The sequence below is a fragment of the Succiniclasticum ruminis DSM 9236 genome (genome assembly GCF_900112895.1).
In the GTDB taxonomy this organism is placed as follows: domain Bacteria; phylum Bacillota; class Negativicutes; order Acidaminococcales; family Acidaminococcaceae; genus Succiniclasticum; species Succiniclasticum ruminis.
The window spans coordinates 64,129-85,872 of record NZ_FONL01000002.1 but is presented as its reverse complement, the minus strand read 5'-3'; the positions used below and the strand labels follow the sequence as shown (position 1 = coordinate 85,872).

Annotated in this window: 20 protein-coding genes; 2 read left to right on the top strand and 18 right to left on the bottom strand. The window is 47.2% G+C overall.

Annotation, left to right across the window (positions count from 1 at the left end; genetic code table 11):
* Positions 1 to 65: 65 nt before the first annotated feature.
* The 16 genes from BM159_RS02370 to ybaK form a co-directional block, all read right to left on the bottom strand.
* Positions 66 to 3,704 carry a PolC-type DNA polymerase III gene (locus BM159_RS02370; RefSeq protein WP_177205862.1) on the bottom strand — a complete coding sequence of 1,213 codons (3,639 nt, stop codon included), beginning with the start codon at positions 3,702 to 3,704 and terminating at the stop codon, positions 66 to 68.
* Between the two features lie 108 nt (positions 3,705 to 3,812).
* Positions 3,813 to 4,541: an MgtC/SapB family protein gene (locus BM159_RS11895; protein WP_177205861.1), complete on the bottom strand. Its 729-nt coding sequence runs from the start codon at positions 4,539 to 4,541 to the stop codon at positions 3,813 to 3,815.
* A 39-nt stretch (positions 4,542 to 4,580) separates the two neighbouring features.
* Positions 4,581 to 6,296 (bottom strand): proline--tRNA ligase, encoded by a 1,716-nt coding sequence (locus BM159_RS02360; RefSeq protein ID WP_093912663.1) that lies wholly within the window; start codon positions 6,294 to 6,296, stop codon positions 4,581 to 4,583.
* On the bottom strand, positions 6,297 to 7,367 hold the full coding sequence (gene ispG, locus BM159_RS02355; RefSeq protein WP_093912662.1) for a flavodoxin-dependent (E)-4-hydroxy-3-methylbut-2-enyl-diphosphate synthase: 1,071 nt from the start codon (positions 7,365 to 7,367) through the stop codon (positions 6,297 to 6,299).
* Positions 7,368 to 7,429: 62 nt separating this feature from the next.
* Positions 7,430 to 8,449, bottom strand: a complete 1,020-nt coding sequence (gene rseP, locus BM159_RS02350) for an RIP metalloprotease RseP (RefSeq protein WP_093912661.1) — start codon at positions 8,447 to 8,449, stop codon at positions 7,430 to 7,432.
* 129 nt (positions 8,450 to 8,578) lie between these two features.
* On the bottom strand, positions 8,579 to 9,766 hold the full coding sequence (locus BM159_RS02345) for a 1-deoxy-D-xylulose-5-phosphate reductoisomerase (protein WP_093912660.1): 1,188 nt from the start codon (positions 9,764 to 9,766) through the stop codon (positions 8,579 to 8,581).
* Positions 9,767 to 9,782: 16 nt separating this feature from the next.
* Entirely contained in the window at positions 9,783 to 10,751 is a 969-nt protein-coding gene (locus BM159_RS12115; RefSeq protein WP_245763621.1) for a phosphatidate cytidylyltransferase, read from the bottom strand.
* The gene (locus tag BM159_RS02335; RefSeq protein ID WP_093912658.1) at positions 10,633 to 11,418 is read right to left on the bottom strand and encodes an undecaprenyl pyrophosphate synthase; all 786 of its coding nucleotides are present in this window, start codon (positions 11,416 to 11,418) and stop codon (positions 10,633 to 10,635) included. The genes BM159_RS12115 and BM159_RS02335 overlap by 119 nt, the downstream gene beginning before the upstream one ends.
* A gap of 77 nt (positions 11,419 to 11,495) precedes the next feature.
* Positions 11,496 to 11,672: a 4Fe-4S binding protein gene (locus BM159_RS02330; RefSeq protein WP_093912657.1), complete on the bottom strand. Its 177-nt coding sequence runs from the start codon at positions 11,670 to 11,672 to the stop codon at positions 11,496 to 11,498.
* Positions 11,662 to 11,886 (bottom strand): PASTA domain-containing protein, encoded by a 225-nt coding sequence (locus BM159_RS02325; RefSeq protein ID WP_093912656.1) that lies wholly within the window; start codon positions 11,884 to 11,886, stop codon positions 11,662 to 11,664. The genes BM159_RS02330 and BM159_RS02325 overlap by 11 nt, the downstream gene beginning before the upstream one ends.
* A gap of 4 nt (positions 11,887 to 11,890) precedes the next feature.
* The gene (gene frr, locus BM159_RS02320; RefSeq protein ID WP_093912655.1) at positions 11,891 to 12,454 is read right to left on the bottom strand and encodes a ribosome recycling factor; all 564 of its coding nucleotides are present in this window, start codon (positions 12,452 to 12,454) and stop codon (positions 11,891 to 11,893) included.
* Between the two features lie 2 nt (positions 12,455 to 12,456).
* Positions 12,457 to 13,182, bottom strand: coding sequence for a UMP kinase (pyrH, locus tag BM159_RS02315; protein ID WP_093912654.1), 726 nt, complete (start codon positions 13,180 to 13,182; stop codon positions 12,457 to 12,459).
* 233 nt (positions 13,183 to 13,415) lie between these two features.
* A complete protein-coding gene (gene tsf, locus BM159_RS02310; protein WP_093912653.1) occupies positions 13,416 to 14,297 on the bottom strand; it encodes a translation elongation factor Ts in 882 nt (293 codons plus the stop codon).
* A 124-nt stretch (positions 14,298 to 14,421) separates the two neighbouring features.
* On the bottom strand, positions 14,422 to 15,171 hold the full coding sequence (gene rpsB / locus BM159_RS02305; RefSeq protein WP_093912844.1) for a 30S ribosomal protein S2: 750 nt from the start codon (positions 15,169 to 15,171) through the stop codon (positions 14,422 to 14,424).
* A gap of 159 nt (positions 15,172 to 15,330) precedes the next feature.
* Positions 15,331 to 16,833, bottom strand: a complete 1,503-nt coding sequence (gene thrC, locus BM159_RS02300; protein WP_093912652.1) for a threonine synthase — start codon at positions 16,831 to 16,833, stop codon at positions 15,331 to 15,333.
* A gap of 80 nt (positions 16,834 to 16,913) precedes the next feature.
* Complete coding sequence (gene ybaK / locus BM159_RS02295) at positions 16,914 to 17,393, bottom strand: Cys-tRNA(Pro) deacylase (protein WP_093912651.1); 480 nt, start codon at positions 17,391 to 17,393, stop codon at positions 16,914 to 16,916.
* A 211-nt stretch (positions 17,394 to 17,604) separates the two neighbouring features.
* On the opposite strand from ybaK, the gene nadE reads away from it, so the two are divergent.
* Positions 17,605 to 19,521 (top strand): NAD(+) synthase, encoded by a 1,917-nt coding sequence (nadE, locus tag BM159_RS02290; protein WP_093912650.1) that lies wholly within the window; start codon positions 17,605 to 17,607, stop codon positions 19,519 to 19,521.
* Positions 19,522 to 20,082, top strand: coding sequence for an RlpA-like double-psi beta-barrel domain-containing protein (locus tag BM159_RS02285; protein WP_093912649.1), 561 nt, complete (start codon positions 19,522 to 19,524; stop codon positions 20,080 to 20,082).
* A gap of 241 nt (positions 20,083 to 20,323) precedes the next feature.
* Here the strand turns inward: BM159_RS02285 and BM159_RS02280 are convergent, their stop codons facing one another.
* A complete protein-coding gene (locus tag BM159_RS02280) occupies positions 20,324 to 21,268 on the bottom strand; it encodes a nitronate monooxygenase (RefSeq protein ID WP_093912648.1) in 945 nt (314 codons plus the stop codon).
* Between the two features lie 35 nt (positions 21,269 to 21,303).
* The gene (locus BM159_RS02275; RefSeq protein WP_093912647.1) at positions 21,304 to 21,732 is read right to left on the bottom strand and encodes a hypothetical protein; all 429 of its coding nucleotides are present in this window, start codon (positions 21,730 to 21,732) and stop codon (positions 21,304 to 21,306) included.
* Positions 21,733 to 21,744 lie beyond the last annotated feature (12 nt).

Below are 21,744 nucleotides of genomic sequence, written 5' to 3'. Positions count from 1 at the left end.
AATTATTTTTGAAAGAATCTGCAGGATTTTGTAATAAAATATAAATTCCTGTGCAAAGAACCAGTTTAGGAGAAACTGAACAGATCCATCTGATTGCTGACCGGCAGATTGCCAAGCGCTCCGTACTCCGCCAAAGCATCCAAAGCGGTCTGTCCCACATGTCCTAACTCTTCTTCTTCCGGCAGCAGTTCTTCCCGTCTGGCAGTTTTATCCAACACGATCTGTTCTGTCTGTCTGCAGCAGGAAAGCAGGTCTTCCTGGGAAATAAACTCGCGTGAATTGTTTTTTACAGTCAGTGAAAGCGTGCGTGCTACACCTTTGCCTACACCCGGCAGACAGCATAACGGGATACGTATCCCTTTGTCGTCTTCAGGTCGGAACTGACAGGCATGCGATTTATACAGATCAATGGGATAAAATACAAAACCCCTTGCCAGCATTTCCAGAACCAGCTGCAGGTAAATCACGTTATCTTTATCTACAGCTTTCGCATCTTTGCCCTGTAAGTCCACATTTTTAATGTACTGCCGGATGTACGCTTCCCCCTTGGCGATATAAGTCGCGTCCACATCGGCCCGCTGGGAAAAGTACGCGGCGTAGTACGCCAGGGGATGATGGACTTTGCAATAGGCTATCCGGTAAGCATTTAATACATATGCCACAGCATGGGCTTTGGGGAACAGGTACTGGACGGTCTCGCAGGATTTCATATACCAGTCAGGCACATGGGCTTTTTCCATGGCTTCCCGCATTGCCGGTTCCAGTCCTTTTTTGGCAGCCTTACCCTTGCGGACGTATTCCATGGTTTTAAACGCGATAGCCGGATCTACACCTTTAGCTATCAATGAGGTCATCACGTCATCCCGGGTGGAAATGGTCTGTTCCACAGGATGGCCGGATTCTATCAGATCTTTGGCGTTGCCGATCCATACATTGGTACCGTGGGAATAACCGGATACACGGACAATGTCGCTGAAAAGTCTGGGTTTCAGTTCATGGATCATATCCAGCGTAAAACGGGTTCCGCACTCCGGAATGCCCAGCGTACCCACGTTCGTACCTATCTGTTCCGGAGTCACACCAAGTTTCTCCGTGGAAGAAAAGATTGACATAGTATCCGGATCGCCTACGGGAATATCCAGCGCATTGATGCCGGTAAATTCTTCCAGCCGCTTGATCATGGTGGGATCAACGTGTCCCAGGATATCCAGTTTTACCAGCCGGTCGTTAATAGAATGATAATCGTAATGTGTGGTGATTATACTGCTGCTTCTATCATCAGCCGGATGGCTCATGGGCGTTATGTAATGGATATCCATATCTCTTGGGATAACCATGATTCCGGCCGGATGCTGTCCTGTCGTGCGCTTAACGCCATTCAGGCCGGCAATGAAGCTTTCAACATACGCCGGATGTGCAGGTATATTATGTTCTTCAAAATATTTTTTGGCATAAGACCAGGCTGTCTTCGGTGCAACTGTGGCAATGGTACCAGCGCGGCAGACATTGTCGCGTCCGAATAATTCTTCCGTATATTTGTGGGCCCTGTGCTGATATTCATCAGAAAAATTCAAATCTATATCCGGTACCTTGTCGCCGTGGAATCCCATGAATACCGCAAAGGGAATATTGTGACCGTCACGCGCCATATCCGTCCCGCAGTCGGGACAGGTTTTGGGTGGCATGTCAAAACCACTGGCATATTCACCGTGTTCGAAAAACTCTGTATGCCGGCATTTTGGGCAACGGTAATGAGGTATCAGAGGGTTCACTTCCGTAATGTCTGTCATACAGGCAACCAGGCTGGAACCTACTGAGCCCCGGGAGCCAACCAGATAGCCTTCGTCCATGGAGTGCTTAACCAATTTGTGGGCAATATCATATAAAACGGCATAGCCGTTGCCGATAATGGCATCCAGCTCCATCTTCAGCCGGTCTTCCACAATTTTAGGCAGCGTATCTCCATAATACCGGTGCGCTTTTTCATAACATAAATTCACGATTTCTTCTTCTGCACCCGGCAATACAGGTGAATACAACTGATCCCGGTCCGGAACCGGTTTGATCCGGCTGATCCGGTCCGCAATCAGATTTGGATTGGTGACACAGACCTCATAGGCGATTTCTTTGCCAAGATATGCAAACTCCCCCAGCATCTCCTCTGTGGTGCGGAAAAACAGCGGTGCCTGCATATCCGCGTCATTATATCCCTGGCTGTACTGCAAAATAGCGCGTGTTTTAGCATCCCCCGGTTCCAGAAAATGCGAATCGCAGGTTGCCACACACGGTTTGCCCAGTTTTTTAGCCAAACGGTAAATCAGCTTATTGTTTTCAATCAGCTGCTCATGGGTAAAACGCCCTTCCCTTTCCAGGAATGCGTTATTGCCCAGGGGTTGTATTTCAAGATAATCATAAAAATCCGCAATTTTCAGTAATTCTTCTTCGGATTTTCCCTTTTCTATCGCCTGATATAACTCACCTATTTCACAGGCGCTGCCCAGCAAAAGCCCTTCACGCAGTTCTTCCAGTACACTTCTGGGAATCAGCGGACGGGCGCGGACCCCGCTGCCATTCAGATAACTCAGATGGGACAGAGTAATCAGTTTATACAAATTCCGCAGTCCGATATAATCTTTGGCCAGAATGATAATATGATTTGATTGGATTCTATGCGTATGAGGCAAGCCTTCCATCATGATTTTGCCGTCAGCATCGGAAGCCAGGTACCCCTCGCAGCCGTAAATAAGTTTTAAATCACTGCCTGCATCTTCCACAGCGTCGGCACAGAACGGGAATGCCTGAATTACTCCGTGATCTGTAATTGCCAGCGCTTTATGGCCAAACCGGATTGCTGTGTTAATAAGGTCTTTTACGTCTGTGATTGCATCCAGTTTGCTCATTTTAGTGTGGCAATGCAATTCTACTCTCTTCACCGGCGCATGATCTTCTCTCTGATGAGTCTCGATTTTCTTTATGGCAATCGGTGAAAATGTCATAGCATCGTGGTTGTACTGATCAGGCTCGGCATTTCCCAGCAATTGTAATTCCATGCCCGGTTTCAGTTGTTTTTTAAACCCATTTCCGTCGTCGTGGTCATCAAAGAAAACCTTAACGTAAATGCCGCCATCCGCATCCACAACGTTGAACTGGACCAGTAACCGGGAAGCATCTTTATTGCGTCCCCTGACTTCCCGTTCCGTATAGGCTACAAGCTTATCATCTTTATCCCGCTGTGTACCGATATGCCCCTGAATCACAACATGACGACGGGCTTCCGTCAGTTTGTTCAGAGGAACAATATCATTTGCCTTGAAATTTTTACCAAACAGGCACCCGTCAGCGTATTTATTCCCATATAAGGCATTATAAGCCTGTAAATAAGTTTCATCTTCTTCGATACCGGAAACCGATTCACAATCTGCATCCGGAGGCATTTCCTCTACAGGAATATCCAGATCAAAAACAGGGTTAGCCTCGTCAGTTTCGGAATCAGCTTGTATTATATCTGTAGCAGGTACAGATACCGAAACTATAGCATCCTGTAACCGTTTCCATGCCAGCTTTTTAAGGTTAAATGAAGTTTTAATATGCTCTGAAAGCGTATCCAGCAAATTGGAATCCGGCTGCACAGGGGAAGAATACTCTAACTCCCAGCCGTTTTCGGTTTCATCGATCCATATTCTATTGATGCTGATTCTCTCCAAATCAGTAGTTAAATCCTTATGTAAAGAAAAAGAGCGGAAAAAAGACCGCATTTTTTCCGCATCAGGCTCCAAATAATAAGAGGGTTTCATATATACTCCTCATTAAAGCTATCCAATATTCTCTATTGATTTAATTCCTTCAATCTGCTGCAGTCCGTTCATGATGAGCGCCAGATCTGTTTCCTTGTTGAATTTAAGATATAATTCCAGTACAACTTTATCGCTTAATGCACTGTTCTGAACGTTGATTGTTTTTACTTTAATATCGTTCTGGGCAAGAAAAGTTGCAACCCGGGCAACAGTACCCGGGATATTCGCGGTTACAACCCGGATATATTTTTTATCGGATTTGCTGTTGACTACAGCAAACCGTTTTTCAACACTGTGAAAAGCGGTTAGTGTGATAAACGTAATAAGCGTAGCTGCCGCGCCTATTGAATACATGCCGGCCCCTGTAGCCAGACCTATGGCGGAAATCATCCAGAGACTGGCGGCTGTAGTAAGCCCGCGCACGGTGATACCCTCATGCAGAATCGTACCGGCGCCAAGAAAACCGATGCCGCTAACCACCTGTGCGGCAATCCGGGCCGAATCCCTGTTTTTAGGATATTCAAAAGGCACCTTATCAAAGCCTTCAAAACCATACATGGACACCAGCATAATAAGTGCAGAGCCCGCACATACCAGAATATGTGTACGAAATCCGGCCGGGCGGTCACCACTGCCGCGTTCCATACCTACGATACCGCCAAATGCAGCAGCCAGCAGCAGGCGCAGTACCATTTCACCCTGAATGGAATTCATAAAATCAGTCAGCCATGCTTCCAATTCAATCACCCCGGGATTACTTATTTGGTTCTTCCAATAAAACCTTTATTACGACTTTTTCAGTTCTTCCAGTATAGCCCTGATTCCGTCAACAAAATCATCCGCAGGCAACATCCGTATACTGCCGGTCTTACGGGCTTTCACTTCGATCTGCCCGTTATCCAGCGTCTTTTTGCCAAGTACAACACGTACGGGATAACCGATCAGGTCCGCATCTTTAAATTTGACGCCGGGACGTTCGTCGCGGTCATCCAGAATTACCTCTATTCCGGCCTTTTTAAGCTCGGCATAGACAGCAAAAGCTTTTTCTTTAACCGCTTCGTCCTTAATGTTGATTGGAACTACAATCACATGATACGGAGCAATTTCCACCGGCCAGATGATACCGTCCTTATCGTTATTCTGTTCTACGGCGGCCGCCATGGTACGGCCTACGCCGATACCGTAACAGCCCATGAACATCGGGTTTGCCTTGCCATTTTCATCCAGATAGGTCGCGTTCAGTTTTTCACTGTATTTTGTAAACAGTTTGAATACCTGTCCTACTTCAATGCCACGTGCTTTGGCAATCTTTCCGCCGCACCGCGGACAGGGGTCCCCCTCCTGCATCAGACGGATATCGGCAACAAATGTCGGTGTAAAATCACGTCCCGGGTTCACATTGATAAAATGATATCCTTCTTCATTGGCGCCGCAGCAGAAATTGTGCATCTTCATTACGGACTGATCGCAGACAACAATGGCCTTTTCCGGATCGATTCCGCAGGGGCCCATGTAACCGCCTGTAGTTCCTGCTGCTTCCAACAGTTCGGCGGGAGCCATTTCCAGCTGGTTGACGCCGCAGGTGTTGATGACTTTGATATCATTGACTTCGTGATCGCCCCGTACAAAGCAGAGGATCAGTCCTTTTTCGCTCTGGTACGCAACCGCTTTTACCGATTTTTCTACAGGTGATTTTAAATACGCGCAGACATCCGCAATGGTTTTGCAGTCCGGTGTAACAACTTTTTCTTTTGGAAGAACTTCTTCTGCAGATGCTTCGATCAGGTTCAGTTCCGCTTTTTCTGTATCTGCCGCATAATCGCACTGCGTGCAGTAACTGATTTCCGCTTCCCCGGAATCAGCCAGCACCATAAATTCGTGGGAACCGCTGCCGCCGATGGCACCACTGTCCGCTTCAACCGGACGGAACGTAAGACCGCAGCGGGTGAAAATCTTACTGTACGCATCGTACATATCCTGATAGGATTTGTTCAGTCCTTCTTCGTCTTTATCAAATGTGTAGGCGTCCTTCATTATAAATTCACGGCTGCGCATCAGACCGAAACGGGGACGGCGTTCATCCCGGAATTTATCCTGGATCTGGTAGAGAGAAAGAGGCAGCTGTCGGTACGAATTCACATCCATATGGGCCAGTGTCGTAATCATTTCTTCGTGGGTAGGTCCCAGACAGTAATCATGTCCGTGCCGGTCTTTCAGGCGCCACATCTCTGCACCGTATACATCCCAGCGGCCGCTCTGCTGCCAGATTTCCGCAGGCTGTACAATCGGCATCAGGATTTCCTGGGAGTCAATGGCATTCAGTTCTTCCCGGATAATCGTTTCGATTTTCTGCAGGACGCGCTGCGCCAGCGGCAGATAGGAATACATGCCGGTAGCGGATTTTCTCATATAACCCGCCCGCAGCATCAGTTTATGGCTGGGGATTTCTGCTTCTGCCGGGACTTCACGTAAGGTAGGTGCGTATAATTTGCTGACTAACATTTATTTATTCTTCCTCTCATCTAAAATTTTATCAATCTCATGAAACAACTCGTTGACCAGACACTCTTCCGGAACTTTTTTAATAATCTGTCCCTTGCGGAAAACAAGTCCTTCTCCTTTGCCGCCGGCAATTCCCACATCGGCTTCCCGGGCCTCCCCGGGTCCGTTTACGATACAGCCCATGACAGCAACACTGATGGAATCTTTAATATCTGCCAGCCTTGCCTCTACAGTGGTTGCCAGTTTTTCCAAATCAATACTGGTACGTCCGCAGGTCGGACAACTGATCAGTGTCGGGCCATATGAACGCAGGCCTAACGATTTTAATATTTCAAAACCAACCTTCACCTCATTTACCGGATCGCCGGTCAGTGAAACTCTGATTGTATCGCCAATGCCCTCTGCGAGTAACGTGCCGATTCCTACTGCAGAATTAATGATTCCGGAATTCACCGTACCGGCTTCCGTGATCCCCACATGTAAGGGATAATCACACTGGGATGCCAGCAGTCTGTAAGCTGCCAGCGTAAGAGGAACATCATGACATTTCAGGGATATCTTTATATTGCGATAATCCATCTCTTCCAGAATACGGATGTGCCTCCAGGCCGCTTCCACTAAAGCTTCTGCCGTGGGATGACCGTATTTTTCCAGTAAGTCTTTCGGCAGCGAACCGGCATTCACGCCGATACGGATCGGAATGTTTTTCGGTTTGGCAGCTTCTACTACCGCTTTCACCTTTTCGGTTCCGCCGATATTGCCAGGATTCAGCCGGAGTCCGTGCACGCCGGATTCAATGGCCTGCAGGGCAAGCCGGTAATCGAAATGGATATCGGCAATGACAGGTATGGGACTGCCTTGCACAATTTCTTTTAACGCCAGGGCAGCATCCATATCCGGCACGGCGCAGCGTATAATATCACAGCCGGCATCTGTCAGCTTATGAATCTGTTCCAGCGTAGCCTTGGCATCCTGTGTTTTGGTATTAGTCATCGATTGGACGGCGATAGGAGCATCTCCGCCAATCGCAACAGTCCCAACATAAATTTGCCGGGTAATTCTACGTTTCATGGGTCACCTTCTTAACGGATATAGTCTTAACAATAGCGAAACAAATAAAAATGATTAAACTTTCAGCGAGTCAAATCTTTAAACGTAGCAAAAATAGTGATTGCTAAAATCATGGCTACGCCAACCTTCTGGATATTCTGCATGGCAGTTTTCCCTAACTTATGACCTGTAACGGCCTCTATCAACAAAATCAGAAAATGTCCGCCGTCCAGTGCAGGCAGCGGTAACAAGTTGATAATTGCCAGATTCAGGCTCAGCATGGCAGTAAACTGAAGCAGCATGTCAAATCCCTTGTGGGCTACCTGTCCTGCCATCTTTGCCACGCCCACAGGACCGGATAATTCCGCCTTAGTCTTTCCGGTCACCATATGATACAGCGAAGCATACATGTTTTTAATGATGTTTTTGGTGGCGGTAACAGAAGAAACTGCAGCCTGCCAGGGTGTCAGCTGAACTTTTTTCAGAGAGGAGACCACGCCGATAAATGGCTTTCCTGTTTCCGGATTTAAAACAGGGGTAACTGTCACCGTCAGCTTTTCTTTATCCCTTTGAATCTCAAAAGGTACAGGTTTTGTTCCTGCGTCAGCAAGACGGGTTCGTATATCCGTCCATTGGCTGACCGGCTGTCCGTTGATGGAAAGGACCTTGTCTCCTTCTTTTAATCCGCTTTGCGCCGCAGGATATCCTTCCACTATCTGGCCTAACACGGGTGTGTTTTGCGGCACTTCCATGCCATATGCCAGAAAAATACCAAAAAAAATCAGCACCGGTAAAGCAAAATTCATCAGGGAGCCGGCTAAAATGACCAGCATTCGGGAGGCAACCGGCTTGGAATTAAAACCCCGTTCCAGATCTTCGGGGTCTTCCGGGTCCATCCCGGCGATTTTATTATAACCGCCCAAGGGAAGCATGCGTAATGAATACAGCGTCTCCCCTTCCTGTCGCTGATAAATGTTCGGGCCGAACCCGATGGAAAACTCTTCCACTTTCATCCCTGTCAGCTTGGCTGTGATGAAATGACCGAATTCATGCACCGTAACCAATATACCAAATACAAAAATACAAGCTAATACCGTTAACAAATGCAAAACTCCTTATATTAAAACTATTAAGTCTGCGTATGGACAAAACTGTGCAGACCATGTTTATATAAACAACCTGTAACCTGTCAGGCTGTTTTATGCATCTTTAATACTTTAATCGCAAATTATTTATTGGAGACTGATCATTTTTTTTGTTTTTATGCGGACAGTCCGGTCCGTTTCCTCGATTTCATCCAGAGAGGGACGCGGAATGACGACATGGGAGTCTACAACACGTTTTACGATTTCCGGGATATCCAGATATGAAATTTTTTCTTCTAAAAATGCCGTTACGCATTCTTCGTTCGCGGCATTAAAAGCACACGGCAGGCTTCCTCCCGTCTTACCGCAGTCAATGGCGGTCTGCAAGCAAGGAAAGGCTTCACTGTCAGGCGCTTCAAAGGTCAGATTACCGCATTGCAGCAGATCCAGCCGGCCAAAACTACAGTCAAACCGTTGCGGATACGAAAGCGCGTACTGAATCGGCAACTTCATATCTGGTATGCCTAATTGGGCAATCACCGCTCCATCCTTAAATTCAACCAGGGAATGGACAATGCTCTGGGGATGGATGACGACATCGATTTTCTCATAGGGCATGTTGAACAGCCAGTGGGCTTCCATGACTTCCAGGCCCTTATTAGCCAGCGTAGAACTGTCGATGGTAACCTTTTTACCCATGCTCCAGTTCGGATGTTTTAAGCATTGGGCAAGAGTAACATGCTTCAGTTCTTCTCTGGTTTTACCCCGGAAAGGTCCCCCGGAAGCAGTCAGTATCAGACGTCTGACTTCACTGTTATTCCTTTCCTTTTCCGCAAAAGAAAGACAGGGATGATACCCTCCCCGCAGAGATTGGAATATAGCGCTGTGCTCACTATCAACGGGCAGCAGGCTTACGTTGTTATCTTTTACGGCCTGCATGACAATATGGCCTGCGGCCACCAGTGTCTCTTTATTGGCAAGGGCAATATCCTTGCCCGCTTTTATGGCGGCCAATGTAGGACGAAGACCGGCGTAACCAACCATAGCGCCCAGTACAGTATCCACATTTTCATAAGTGGCAGCGGCAAGCAAGCCTTCCTGACCGCTTAAGATTTCCGTTTTCCCGCGGTATTGCCGCTGCAACTCCGCAGCAGCTTTCTTGTCTGTTAAAACCGCAAAATCCGGATGAAAATCCTCAATCTGCCGCAGCATAAGGCTTACACTCGAGTGTGCCGCCAGTACCCGGATCTTCAGTTTTTCCGGATTGGCAGCCGCAACTTCCAGTGTCTGCCTGCCAATAGAACCGGTACTGCCCAATACAGAAATGTTTTTCATTGTAAACCCCGAAATGCTAAATACCCATTAGTTTCATTACATAATATACAGCAGGTACGGCAAACAACAGACTGTCAAAACGGTCTAACACTCCGCCGTGGCCGGGAAAGAAATTGCCGGAATCTTTAATGTCAAAAGAACGTTTTAGCACGGATTCGATCAAATCTCCGACAGGAGCGAAAAACGCTACCGTTAATCCTGTTAAGACCGCTGGCAGCAGTCCGGTATGCAGCCCGTGATACGCAATTCCTCCTGTTACCGCAAAAGCAAAGATAAAGCCGGCAACAGCGCCTTCCATTGATTTTTTCGGACTTACAGAACAAAATTTATGTTTTCCGAAAGCAATACCAAAGAAATAGGCAAATGTATCGCTTGCCCAGGTGCCCAGCAATACCATCCACAACGCAAGTTCACCCCTTGAAAAATCCATTCCCAAATAATTGACAGTCTCCGGGGAATACTCACGGATCAGGGGAATATGTGCAAATAACAGTCCCACATATAACAATGCCAGCAGTGAGTTGGAAACGTGCAGCGGCCAGTTTAGTTCACCGCATTTGCAGTGCCGGTAAAGCCCTTCAAATAAAATGCCAAGCACTGCAAATGTCAATATCGGCATAAAATATCCGACTTTACCGAGACCTGCTGCGCAAACCAGCAGCATGGAAGGAAGAAACGACGTCAGTATGTAAGTATGAACATCTTTGGCACCGGCCATCCGGGCGTATTCCCGCCAGGCCGCCAACGCCAAAATAAAAACAGCGGCAGCAAATAAAAGACCGCCCTTTGTCACCAGAAAAACAGCAACCGGAATTCCCACAATTGCCGTTAAAATACGTTTAAACAAAATTAATCCAACCTTTGCGTTATTTCTGGACAAGCCCGCCAAACCGGCGTTCCCGTTTCTGATACATCTTAATGGCTTCAACCAGCATATCGGGGGTAAAATCAGGCCAGAAGACCTGAGTTGTCCAGATTTCTGAATAGGCAATCTGCCATAATAAAAAGTTGCTGACCCGCAGGTCCCCGCCTGTCCTGATCAGTAAATCAGGGGCCGGAAGCCCTTTGGAATATAAATTATTTTCAAATACGGGAGCATCAATGTCTTCAACCTTCAGCGTACCGTCTGCAACCTGCTGCGCAATGGATTTGACTGCATGTAAGATTTCTGCCTGCCCACCGTAATTAATTGCCAGATTTAAAATGATCCCGGTATCATTCTTAGTTTCTTCAATAGCGTGGTCCATCTTTTCTGTTACTATATCAGGCAGCCCTTCCCTGGAGCCCATGAACCGGACCTGCACATTGTTTTCCTTAAACTCTTCAATCTCAGAAGTGAGATACCGGCTTAACAACTCCATAATAAAATGCACTTCTGTTACGGGTCGCTTCCAGTTCTCTGTAGAAAAAGCGTACGCTGTAATGGCTTTGATTCCCAGCGTATCGGCTGCCCGTACAATGGTTTTAAGCGTTTCGGCGCCCACTTTATGGCCCTGTGTACGGATTTTGCCGCGGGCTTTGGCCCAGCGTCCGTTACCGTCCATTATGATTGCCACATGTTGCGGGATATTATCCATATCCAGACCGTCGACATTCATCGAGACTTTGGCGGGCATGGAACGAACCGGCTTTAAAAATAAAGTGTTAAACATAGATTAACATCCTTGATCATAAAGAAAAATGTGCCTCCCCTCCTGCAGAAACAGAAGGGGAGTTTTGTCGCAAAAAATTATTCCTGGGAAATAGCGCCAACCGGACAGTTAGCTGCGCAAGCGCCGCATTCTACACATTCATCGGCAGTGATCTGGTATTTGCCTTCACCATTTTCTTTCGGTGCGCCAACGGGGCAAGTGCTGGCACAAGTGCCGCAGCCTACGCAAGCGTCGGTATCAATTTTATAAGCCATGCTCGAGCACCTCCTTTCTCCTCTTCATAATTGTACTCAAAAGCATTCTATGGTCAGCCAGCTCCTGCTGCCTGACAACATACTCTTCCATACGGCAATTATCTGTATTGTCATGCCGGTATGCGGAAGAAATACGTACCACCTGATAATCCCAGCCGGCAGCCTGCAGCATTTTTACCGCTTCAGAAAGCGGCAGGGCAAGAACATCTGGCATATGGTTACACTTCCATGATTTCTTTTTCTTTCGCTTCGATTACTTTATCGATTTCTTTCATCATCTTGTCGGTCAGTTTCTGCGCCTTATCCTGACCGTCCTTGGAATCATCTTCGGTAATTTCCTTCGCTTTTTCAGCCTTCTTGATGCCGTCGATAATATCACGGCGCATGTTACGGATGCTTACACGGGCTTCTTCCGTACGCTTATTGGCGGTTTTTACAAGTTCTTTTCTGCGTTCTTCCGTCAGCTGGGGAAGGTTTAAACGGATTACGGAGCCGTCTGTGTTGGGGTTCAGACCCAAATCCGACGTCATGATTGCCTTGGAAATCGCTTTGATCATAGTTTTCTCCCAGGGGGTGATTACAATCATGCGGGGTTCCGGCACACCGATGTTGGCAACCTGGTTGATGGGCGTGGGAGTTCCGTAATAATCCACTGTAATCTTATTCAGCAACGCCGGAGTTGCCCGGCCTGCCCGCAAGCCGGCCAGATCCTCACGAAGATAGGAAATTGTTTTTTTCATTTTTTCTTCGTTTGTTGTCAAGAGTTCCTCAATCGTAGCCATGATCATTTACCTCCTACCGTTGTACCGGTTACTGTTCCCATTGCTGCTTTTAAGATATTTCCTTTTGTCTCAATATTAAAAACAATAATGGGAATCTTATTATCCATGCATAAGCTGATAGCTGTGGTGTCCATCACGCTCAGATGTCTGTTGATCACATCGATATAATCCAGGTGATCAAACTTCTTTGCTTCCGGATGGGTTGCCGGGTCCGCGTCATACACTCCGTCTACCCCGTTTTTCCCCATCAGGATCGCATCTGCTTCAATTTCCGCAGCCCGCAGCGCTGCAGTGGTATCTGTTGAAAAATAAGGATTACCGGTTCCCGCGGCAAATATGACTACCCTTTCTTTCTCCAGATGGCGTACTGCTCTGCGGCGGATATAAGGTTCCGCAATCTGCCGCATTTCAATTGCGGTCTGAACACGGGTGGGAACACCAATCTGCTCCAGTGCATCCTGCAATGCCAGGGAATTAATGACTGTGGCCAGCATCCCCATGTAGTCGGCCGTTGCCCTGTCCATGCCCTTGTTGGCACCAGACAGACCGCGCCAGATATTACCTCCGCCGTTAACCACAGCAATTTCCAGACCGCAGTCTAGTACTTCCTTGATCTGTCCGGCGATGGAATTAACCACATTCGGGTCAATACCATACCCTTTTTCCCCTGCAAGCGCTTCACCGCTCAGTTTTAACACAACACGTTTGTATTTAGCTTCATTCGCCACGCCGACACCCTCCTAATTATCTTTATAGTCATTCGCTAACTAAATTACGGAAAGATGGTATTTGCAGAAATTACTCATAACATTATACCACATCCTGCGCTTTTGAAAAATAGCAGAACACCATAAATGCCACTGAATTTGTGAAAAAACGCCAACATTATTGTTTGTATTGCCTGTAATCCAGCCTATAAAAAAAGACTGCAACGGATTTGCAGTCTTTTTATAAAACCGGATTATTTATTTACAAAGGCAGCAACTTCTTCGGCGAAGTTTTCTTTCTTCTTTTCAATGCCTTCACCTAACTGGAAGCGGGCGAAACGGGCAACATCCGCATTCTTGGATTTCAGCAGTTTGCTGATGGTCAGATCACCGTCACGGATAAATTCCTGGTCAACCAGGCAGACTTCCTTATAGTATTTGTTGATACGGCCGATTACCATCTTGGCGATGATATTTTCCGGTTTGCCCTCGTTGCGGGCCTGTTCGGTCAGAATCTCTTTTTCGTGTTCCAGTTCGGAAGCAGGAACTTCATTGCGGTTTAAGAACTGGGGATTGGCAGCAGCAACCTGCATGGCAACATCTTTGCCGAGCTCAGCGTCTCCGCCCTTCATGTCAACCAGAACACCAATCTTGCCGCCACCGTGAATGTAGCTGTAAACCAGGCCTTCTGCGCTTTCATAACGGACAAAACGGCGAACGGAAATGTTTTCACCGATTTTTGCAATGGCTTCAGTAACAACATCTTTTACTGCTTTGCCATCCAGTTCGGAAGCCAGCAGGGTATCCACATCAGCCGGATTTGTTTTCACGATAAGTTCGGCAATGGATTTCGCCAGTGCCTGGAAGTTTTCATTTTTGCCTACAAAGTCGGTTTCGCAGTTAACTTCTACGATTGCGCCGGTTTTTCCATCTTCAGCAACATAGGCTACTACAGCGCCTTCTGCTGCTACGCGGCCGGCTTTCTTTGCAGCCTGGGACAGGCCTTTTTCACGCAGGAAGTCAATTGCTTTTTCCATATCGCCTTCGGTAGCTACGAGGGCTTTTTTGCAGTCCATCATGCCTGCGCCGGTACGTTCACGCAGTTCTTTAACAATTGCAGCCGTAATCTGTGCCATATTTTAATCCTCCTGAATATCAAAAAGTTTAATGTTTATTTTACAGTAAAATAAAGGGAACCACGACGGGTTCCCTTTCGAGAGCATCACATAAAGGTTTCGGAACCGAAAACCAGATGTAAAATTATTCAGCCTCTGCAGCAGTTTCTTCTGCCGGAACGTCGGCAGTTTCCGCTTCAGCGGTCTGCTGGCCCTGGCGTCCTTCCAGAACAGCGTCAGCCATCTTGCTGGCCAGTAAGCGTACGGCGCGGATGGCATCGTCATTAGCCGGGATTACGTAATCCACTTCGTCAGGATCGCAGTTTGTATCTACGGTAGCAACGATAGGAATATTCAGCTTGCGGGCTTCCAGAACCGCGATGTGTTCTTTGCGGGGATCAACTACAAACAGAGCTGCCGGCAATTTTTTCATTTCTTTGATGCCGCCCAGATTCCGGTTCAGTTTTTCCATTTCATGACGCAGACCCAGCACTTCTTTTTTAGGCAGAACGTCAAAAGTTCCGTCTTCTTCCATCTTTTCCAGCTGACGCAGACGGGTTACCCTCTTCTGGATAGTCTTGAAGTTGGTCATCATGCCGCCCAGCCAACGTTCATTAACATAATACTGGTTGCAGCGGACAGCTTCTTCGCGCATGGCTTCCTGAGCCTGCTTTTTAGTGCCGACGAACAGAATGCTGCCTCCGTTCTGTGCAGTTTCACGGATAAAGTTGTACGCTTCGTCAACTTTTTTAACGGTCTTCTGCAGGTCGATGATGTAGATACCGTTACGTTCGGTGAAGATGTACTTCGCCATTTTGGGATTCCAGCGACGGGTCTGATGACCGAAGTGTACGCCGGCTTCCAGCAACTGTTTCATTGAAATAATACTGCTCATGTTCTTTCCTCCTGTTTTTTCCTCCGCAGCCTTCTTTGTATTCGGGTTCACCGTTTTCACGGACAGTCCCCATCCGACTGCGTGTGTATTGAAACACTTGAAGCATTATAACACAGTCATTGCCATCGGGCAAGACTTTTTTACTAATTTCAGATATTTTTATCCTTTGATTCCTAATGTCTCTTTAATATTCTGTGCCATCTCTCCCGCCGCAATGACATTCTTATGGAGGACGGGCATGGTTTCCAGAGCCGTAACCTGCGGCGGTATCAAGGTTTCCGTTTCTTCGGCAAGCTTGTGCGCCGCGGCAAAAGGATCCGTTTCATCTAACCCGGCTGCTTTGCCGATTCCCTCCAGAACAGTCGAGCAGAATTTATATGGACTTGCAGTAGATAAAACGACAATGTAACTGTCATCGCTGCTCAGCAGACGGTATTTTTCAGCTGCCCGCCAGGCTACCGCCGTATGCGGGTCGATCAGATATTCAAAATCATTGTGGACCCGTCCAATGGTGTCTACGGTTTCCTGTTCGTCGATCCATGCCCCGAAAAACAATTCGCGTACACGGTCTGCCACATCTTTGGAAACCTGATATGTTCCTTCTGTATTAAGCTGTTTCATCCATTCCGCAACCTGTATTGCGTCATTTTCCGTCAGGTCAAACAGCAGCCGTTCCAGATTGCTGGAAACCAGAATGTCCATGGAAGGAGAAACCGTTTTGTTCAGCGTGCGGTTTTTATTATACACGCCGGTATTGATAAAATCACTCAGAACATTATTGGAATTGGAGGCGCAGATAAAGTGCTTTACCGGCAGCCCCATCTTTTTTGCGTAATACCCTGCCAGTATATCGCCGAAATTTCCGGTAGGAACAGAAAAAATAATATTTTCCCCAAATTGGATGCGTTCATTGGCTACAGCATCAGCATACGCCTTAAAATAGTATGTAATCTGAGGAACCAGTCTTCCCCAGTTGATCGAGTTGGCGGAAGAGAATGTCCAGCCGCATTCTTTCAGTTCGTTACCCAGTTCCGCATCACCGAAAATTTCTTTTACGCCCCGCTGGGCATCGTCAAAATTACCGAGGATGCCGAACACTTTTGTATTGCTGCCGGCCTGGGTCACCATCTGCAGCTTCTGCACCTGGCTGACTCCGTCTTCGGGATAGAAAACGATAATCTCCGTGCCGGGAACATCCGCAAAACCCTCCAGAGCTGCTTTGCCTGTATCCCCGGACGTAGCAACCAGAATCACAATCCGGATATCCGATCCTGTTTTTTCCTGTGCTTTCGTCATCAGATGAGGTAAGATCTGCAGGGCAATATCCTTAAACGCCATAGTAGGGCCATGCCATAATTCCAATACATCGGTCCGTTCCGCCACCTTGCGCAGCGGCGCAGGGTCTTCCCCGAATTTTTCGGAAGAATAGGCTGCCGCAGTGCATTCTGCCAGTTCTTCCGCGCTGTAATCCGTAAGGAAGCATCCCAGTATTTTCGCGGCGCACTGTTCATATGGCAGTGCGTGCATGCCTAAAATCGTTTCCTGGGAAAGATACGGAAAACTCTGGGGAACGAATAACCCGCCGTCACCGGCCAGCCCTTCTTTGATGGCATGGGCAGAAGATACTTTCTCAACCTGCCCCCTTGTACTTACAAATAACATCTTTTTCTCCTTGTCATCTATTTTTATATTTGTTATACGATGATGCTTAGATTTGATTCCCGGCTCAGCTGCAGGAATAATTACATGATTAATGAGTCTACAGCGGCCCCGGTTGCACGGACCAGATCCCCGGGAGCGGCCAGTATCTGCATGCCACGCAGGCCTGCACTGATGGCGATGCGGTCAAACAGCCGGCAGGTTTCATCCATGAAGACAGGGTAGTCTTTTCTGGCTCCCAGTGGCGAACAGCCGCCGCGGATATAACCTGTCAGCGGCAGGACTTCTTTCAGATGCACCATTTCGCAGCGCTTGTTGCCGCTGACTCTGGCAAGCGCTTTCAGATCCAGTTCCCCGTTTCCCGGAATAACCGCAAAAATAACGCCCGTTTTATCGCCGCGCACGCACAGCGTTTTAAACACCTGTTCCGGAGGCATGCCGACTTCTTTTGCCACATGAACGGCATCCAGATGCTCTTCATCAACAGGATACGTTTTCAATTCGTATTTGATTTGCAGCTCGTCCAGAATACGGGCTGCATTTGTTTTCTTAACCTTTTTCAAAAGAAATACCTCCCGCGCTTATATATAGTAAACCAAATTTTTGAAAAACGCAAATGTCTCTGTTATAATTAATATAGATCATTATATTATTGAATTCTCCAGCATTAATTACAACATATCTTTCATTTTTTATTTTTCAAAATCAGCTTTTCTTGCTACAATATTATTAATTAATACATCGCATATGACTTTTGCAGAAAGAGGCGTGAAAATGGCACTGAAAATTGCCTGCGGACAAATTGAAATCATCGCCGGCCGGCCGGATCTGAACACTAAAAAAATGTTGCAGTTAATTAATCTGGCGAGAAAAGAATCTGTTGATATTTTAGTGTTTCCCGAACTGGCCATACCCGGCGCCCTGATTGGTGACCTATGGGAACAGAACGCGTTCCTGAAAGACTGTGAGACTTACGGACAGCAGGTCATTGCCGCAACACAGGGAATCACTGTTGTTTTCGGTAATGTGGCTATCGACTGGAAACGGAAAAACAAAGACGGTCATGTACGTAAATATAACGCTGCCTTTACTGCACTGGACGGAAAGCTGATTTCAACAGAACAGGGTCTGGATTATGTTGCAAAAACAGCCCTTCCCGCTTACCGCCAGTTCGACGACCCCAGATATTTTTCAGGACAGGAAACGCTGTTGAAAGATAAACGCATTTCTCTGAAAAACGGAATGGGCTCGGTAACCGCGACAATACGTAACGTTAAATACAAACTGGGCCTTCTGCTGGGCGAAGACACCTGGACGGAAGCGACTCCCCTTTCCGTACCGTTTATGCTGAAACAAGGCGGCGCCGAGATTTTATGCAATCTATCCAGTTCGACTTTTACCCTTGGAAAAAACAGCAAACGGCATATTATATTTGGTAAACAGGCAAAAGAATTGCAGATGCCGGTTGTATACTGCAATCATACAGGGATTCAGAACACCGGCAAAAATATTTACACTTTTGACGGACAGAGCTGTGTCTACGGCCCTGACGGTATGGTCAAGGCAGCAGCCCCTATGTTCGAAGAAAAACTACTGATTTTCTCCTGGGATAAAGATACCGAAAAGATACGAGCCTATTCGGCAGAAGATGAGCTGATCGCCACAGAGGATGACGAAACTGCCATTATTTATAAGACCATTCGTTACGGCACCGGGCTTTTCCTGAAACAAACAGGTATCAAACGTATGGTCTTAGGCGCATCCGGTGGAATTGACTCCGCCGTTACCGCTGCCCTGTTCACGGATATCCTGGGACCGCACCAGGTTTTACTTGTTAATATGCCAAGCCGCTATAATTCGGAACTGACCAAAAATCTGGCGCAGCAACTGGCGGAAAACCTGGGCTGCTGTTACACCATCGTACCTATCAACGACAGTGTTTCGCATACAGTTGAACAGCTTTATACTCCTATCCACAATTACACCACCAATCGGGATTTCAAAGTAGAACTGAACGGGATCATGTATGAAAACATACAGGCCCGCGACCGGGGCTCCCGGATTCTGGCCGGTTTTTCCGCCGCATTTAAAGGCGGTATCAGCTGCAACGCCAACAAAGCGGAAATTACTGTGGGTTACGGTACTTTTTATGGCGATTTGATTGGTCTTTTTTGTCCAATGGGAGATTTGTGGAAATATCAGGTCTATGCCCTCGGAAGATACATTAATGAGTATGTTTATAAACGCAGGGTAATTCCCGAACCTGTTTTTACGATCCGTCCCAGCGCCGAACTGTCACAGGAACAGACGGTAGGCAACGGCGGAGATCCGCTGGTTTATGAATACCACGATTATCTGCTGCGTGCTTTTGTTGAAAACTGGGAAAAGATCTCCCCTGCAGACATCCTGAAACACTATATCGATCAGGACCTGGAAGCTTTTTTAGGCTGCGATGAAGGTCTTATTGCCCGGCTCTTTCCCAGTCATGCTGCTTTTTGTCAGGACCTGGAACGCTGGTACGGCTTGTTTACCGGACTTGCGGTTGCCAAACGCATTCAGGCGCCTCCGGTATTAAGCCTCAGCAAAAGGGCTTTCGGCACCGACTGCCGGGAAGCGCAGATGACTACGTATTATTCACTGGATTATAAAGAAATGAAAGACAAACTGTTGGTACAGGAGCGGTTGTTTTAAATGAAACATGACATGTATTCCTTTTATCGTGTAATTTCACTTGCCGCCATTTTCTGGACAACGGTATCCATGTCCGCCTATACTCCTCATGAAACCGGTTCACGGGTCACCGCCAGCGGCGAAAAAGCGAAAGAAGGATACACCTGTGCGACTAATTTTGTGCCGATTGGAAGTGTTATCATTTACGAAGGTCACAAGTATTATGTACAGGACAGGATGAATCCGGGTTATAACAGGCATGTGGATTTATTCATGGAATCGCATAAAAAAGCTCTGCAATTTGGCCGCAAAGAGGCCAAAGTCCAGGTCATCACACCCGACGACAGTCATCTGAAGCTCCCAAAAGTTAATAAGACTGTTAAACCGGTTAATAAAACCGCTGAACATAAACAAACCACAAAGGATTCTGAACAAACCATAAAAGAACATTCACAGACAGTTAATGAAGAGAAGCAGCAGGAGCCGGCAAAAGAGATTAAGCCCCAACATTCTGCTGACAATAACTCACATGGCCGCAGCCCCGCCGCAGCCACGGTAATAAAGCCGCAGGCCAGACCCTGAGAACCGGTAACTGAAGCTGTATCCGCAATACTATTCAGATTGATACCCTTTTACAAATTACCAAAGACATGTAAAGTCAAGTAAATAAAACTGAAGACCGGAGCATATCTGTCCGGCAGTCCGATCAGCGGATTGCCGAAATGATTCAGAGATAATGCTCCGGTCCTTTTTTCTTTAGGGAAACACTGATAAACGTGCTATGCAATTGTCCGGGAATAAATCGGTGATTCCTTAATATTAACTACAATTCGATATAAGCGCCTTTCGCAAGCGTTGCTTTTGCATCTGCAATGATCTTTTCAATTATATCTTTGCACGGCAGTACCTCATTCAAAACGTTCAGGCTCTCGCCTACCATGACGCTGCCATTTTCGATGTCGCCTTCCTTCATGCCCATACGGGAAGTTCCCGTACCCAGTTCCATCAGTTTCTCTTTTGGCGCGCCACTCGTTTCTGCTTCAAGATACTTCTGCGTAAATGCATTTTTCAGACAGCGTACGCCCATATTTCTGGAATAACCGGTTACCACGCTGTCAGTATCAGTAGCCTTGACAATCATTTCTTTTGTTTTCTCGTGGATGGGACATTCTGTTGTCAGCAGGAACCGGGAGCCCATCTGCACGCCGTCTGCACCCATCAGCAGGGCTGCTGCCATGGCACGACCGTCGGAAATACCGCCTGCCGCAAGCACAGGTATGGAAAATTTTTCTTTAAGCACATTGGAAAGTAAGGCCATAGTGGTCAGGGTCCCGATATGCCCGCCGCCTTCCATGCCTTCGATTACCATTGCGTCAGCTCCCGAAGTTGCGATCCGTTTAGCCAGTTTAACATTGGGTACTACGGGAATCACTTTGATTCCGGCTTTATGCATCGGTTCGATCCAGGGTACCGGGTTACCGGCACCGGTGGTAATAAACGCAACTTTTTCTTTACAGACAAGATCCGCAATTTCATTTACGTTAGGCGCCATCAGCATCAGATTAATTCCAAAAGGTTTATTCGTAAGATTTTTCGCCTTTTTGATTTCTTCCGCTACCCATTCCGTGGTGCGTCCCCCAGTACCGATAATACCGGCCCCGCCAGCTTCCGAGACGGCGGCGGCCAATACTCCGTCGCTGCTCCAGGCCATGCCTCCCTGCACAATCGGATACCGGATTCCTAACAATTCACAGAATCTGTTTTTCATGTGTTTCCCCTTTCTGACATATTGTCATTCGCAATTTATTGAAACAGTCTTGACAGCAGGATAATAATCGCGCCTGCTACCGCGCCCACAATTCCTATAAACAAGAAAGCCGGAAGAACAAAAAAGATAATCCCTAATACGATCAGGGCAAATATGATCCAGGTCAGCAGACCTCCTCCCAGCCGGTACACCTTAAAGCCTGAAGAATCCCTGTTATCTTCGTATGGACTGTCGGCCCTGTGAAAAGTATCTTCCTGCCGGGAATAACTGTCCTTCTCCTGGTATTCGGCACGCTTTGTGTAGCCGTCCTCGCCGGAAGAACCTTCCATTTCAATGGTTGTTCCCGCAAAGTTATCCCTTTCTTCCCTGGTCAGGCTTTTTGCTTCAATATCAACCTTTTTGTGGCAATAAGGGCATTCAGTGAGACTGTCATCAAACTCATGCCGGCAGAATTCACATAACATGGATTCTCCTCC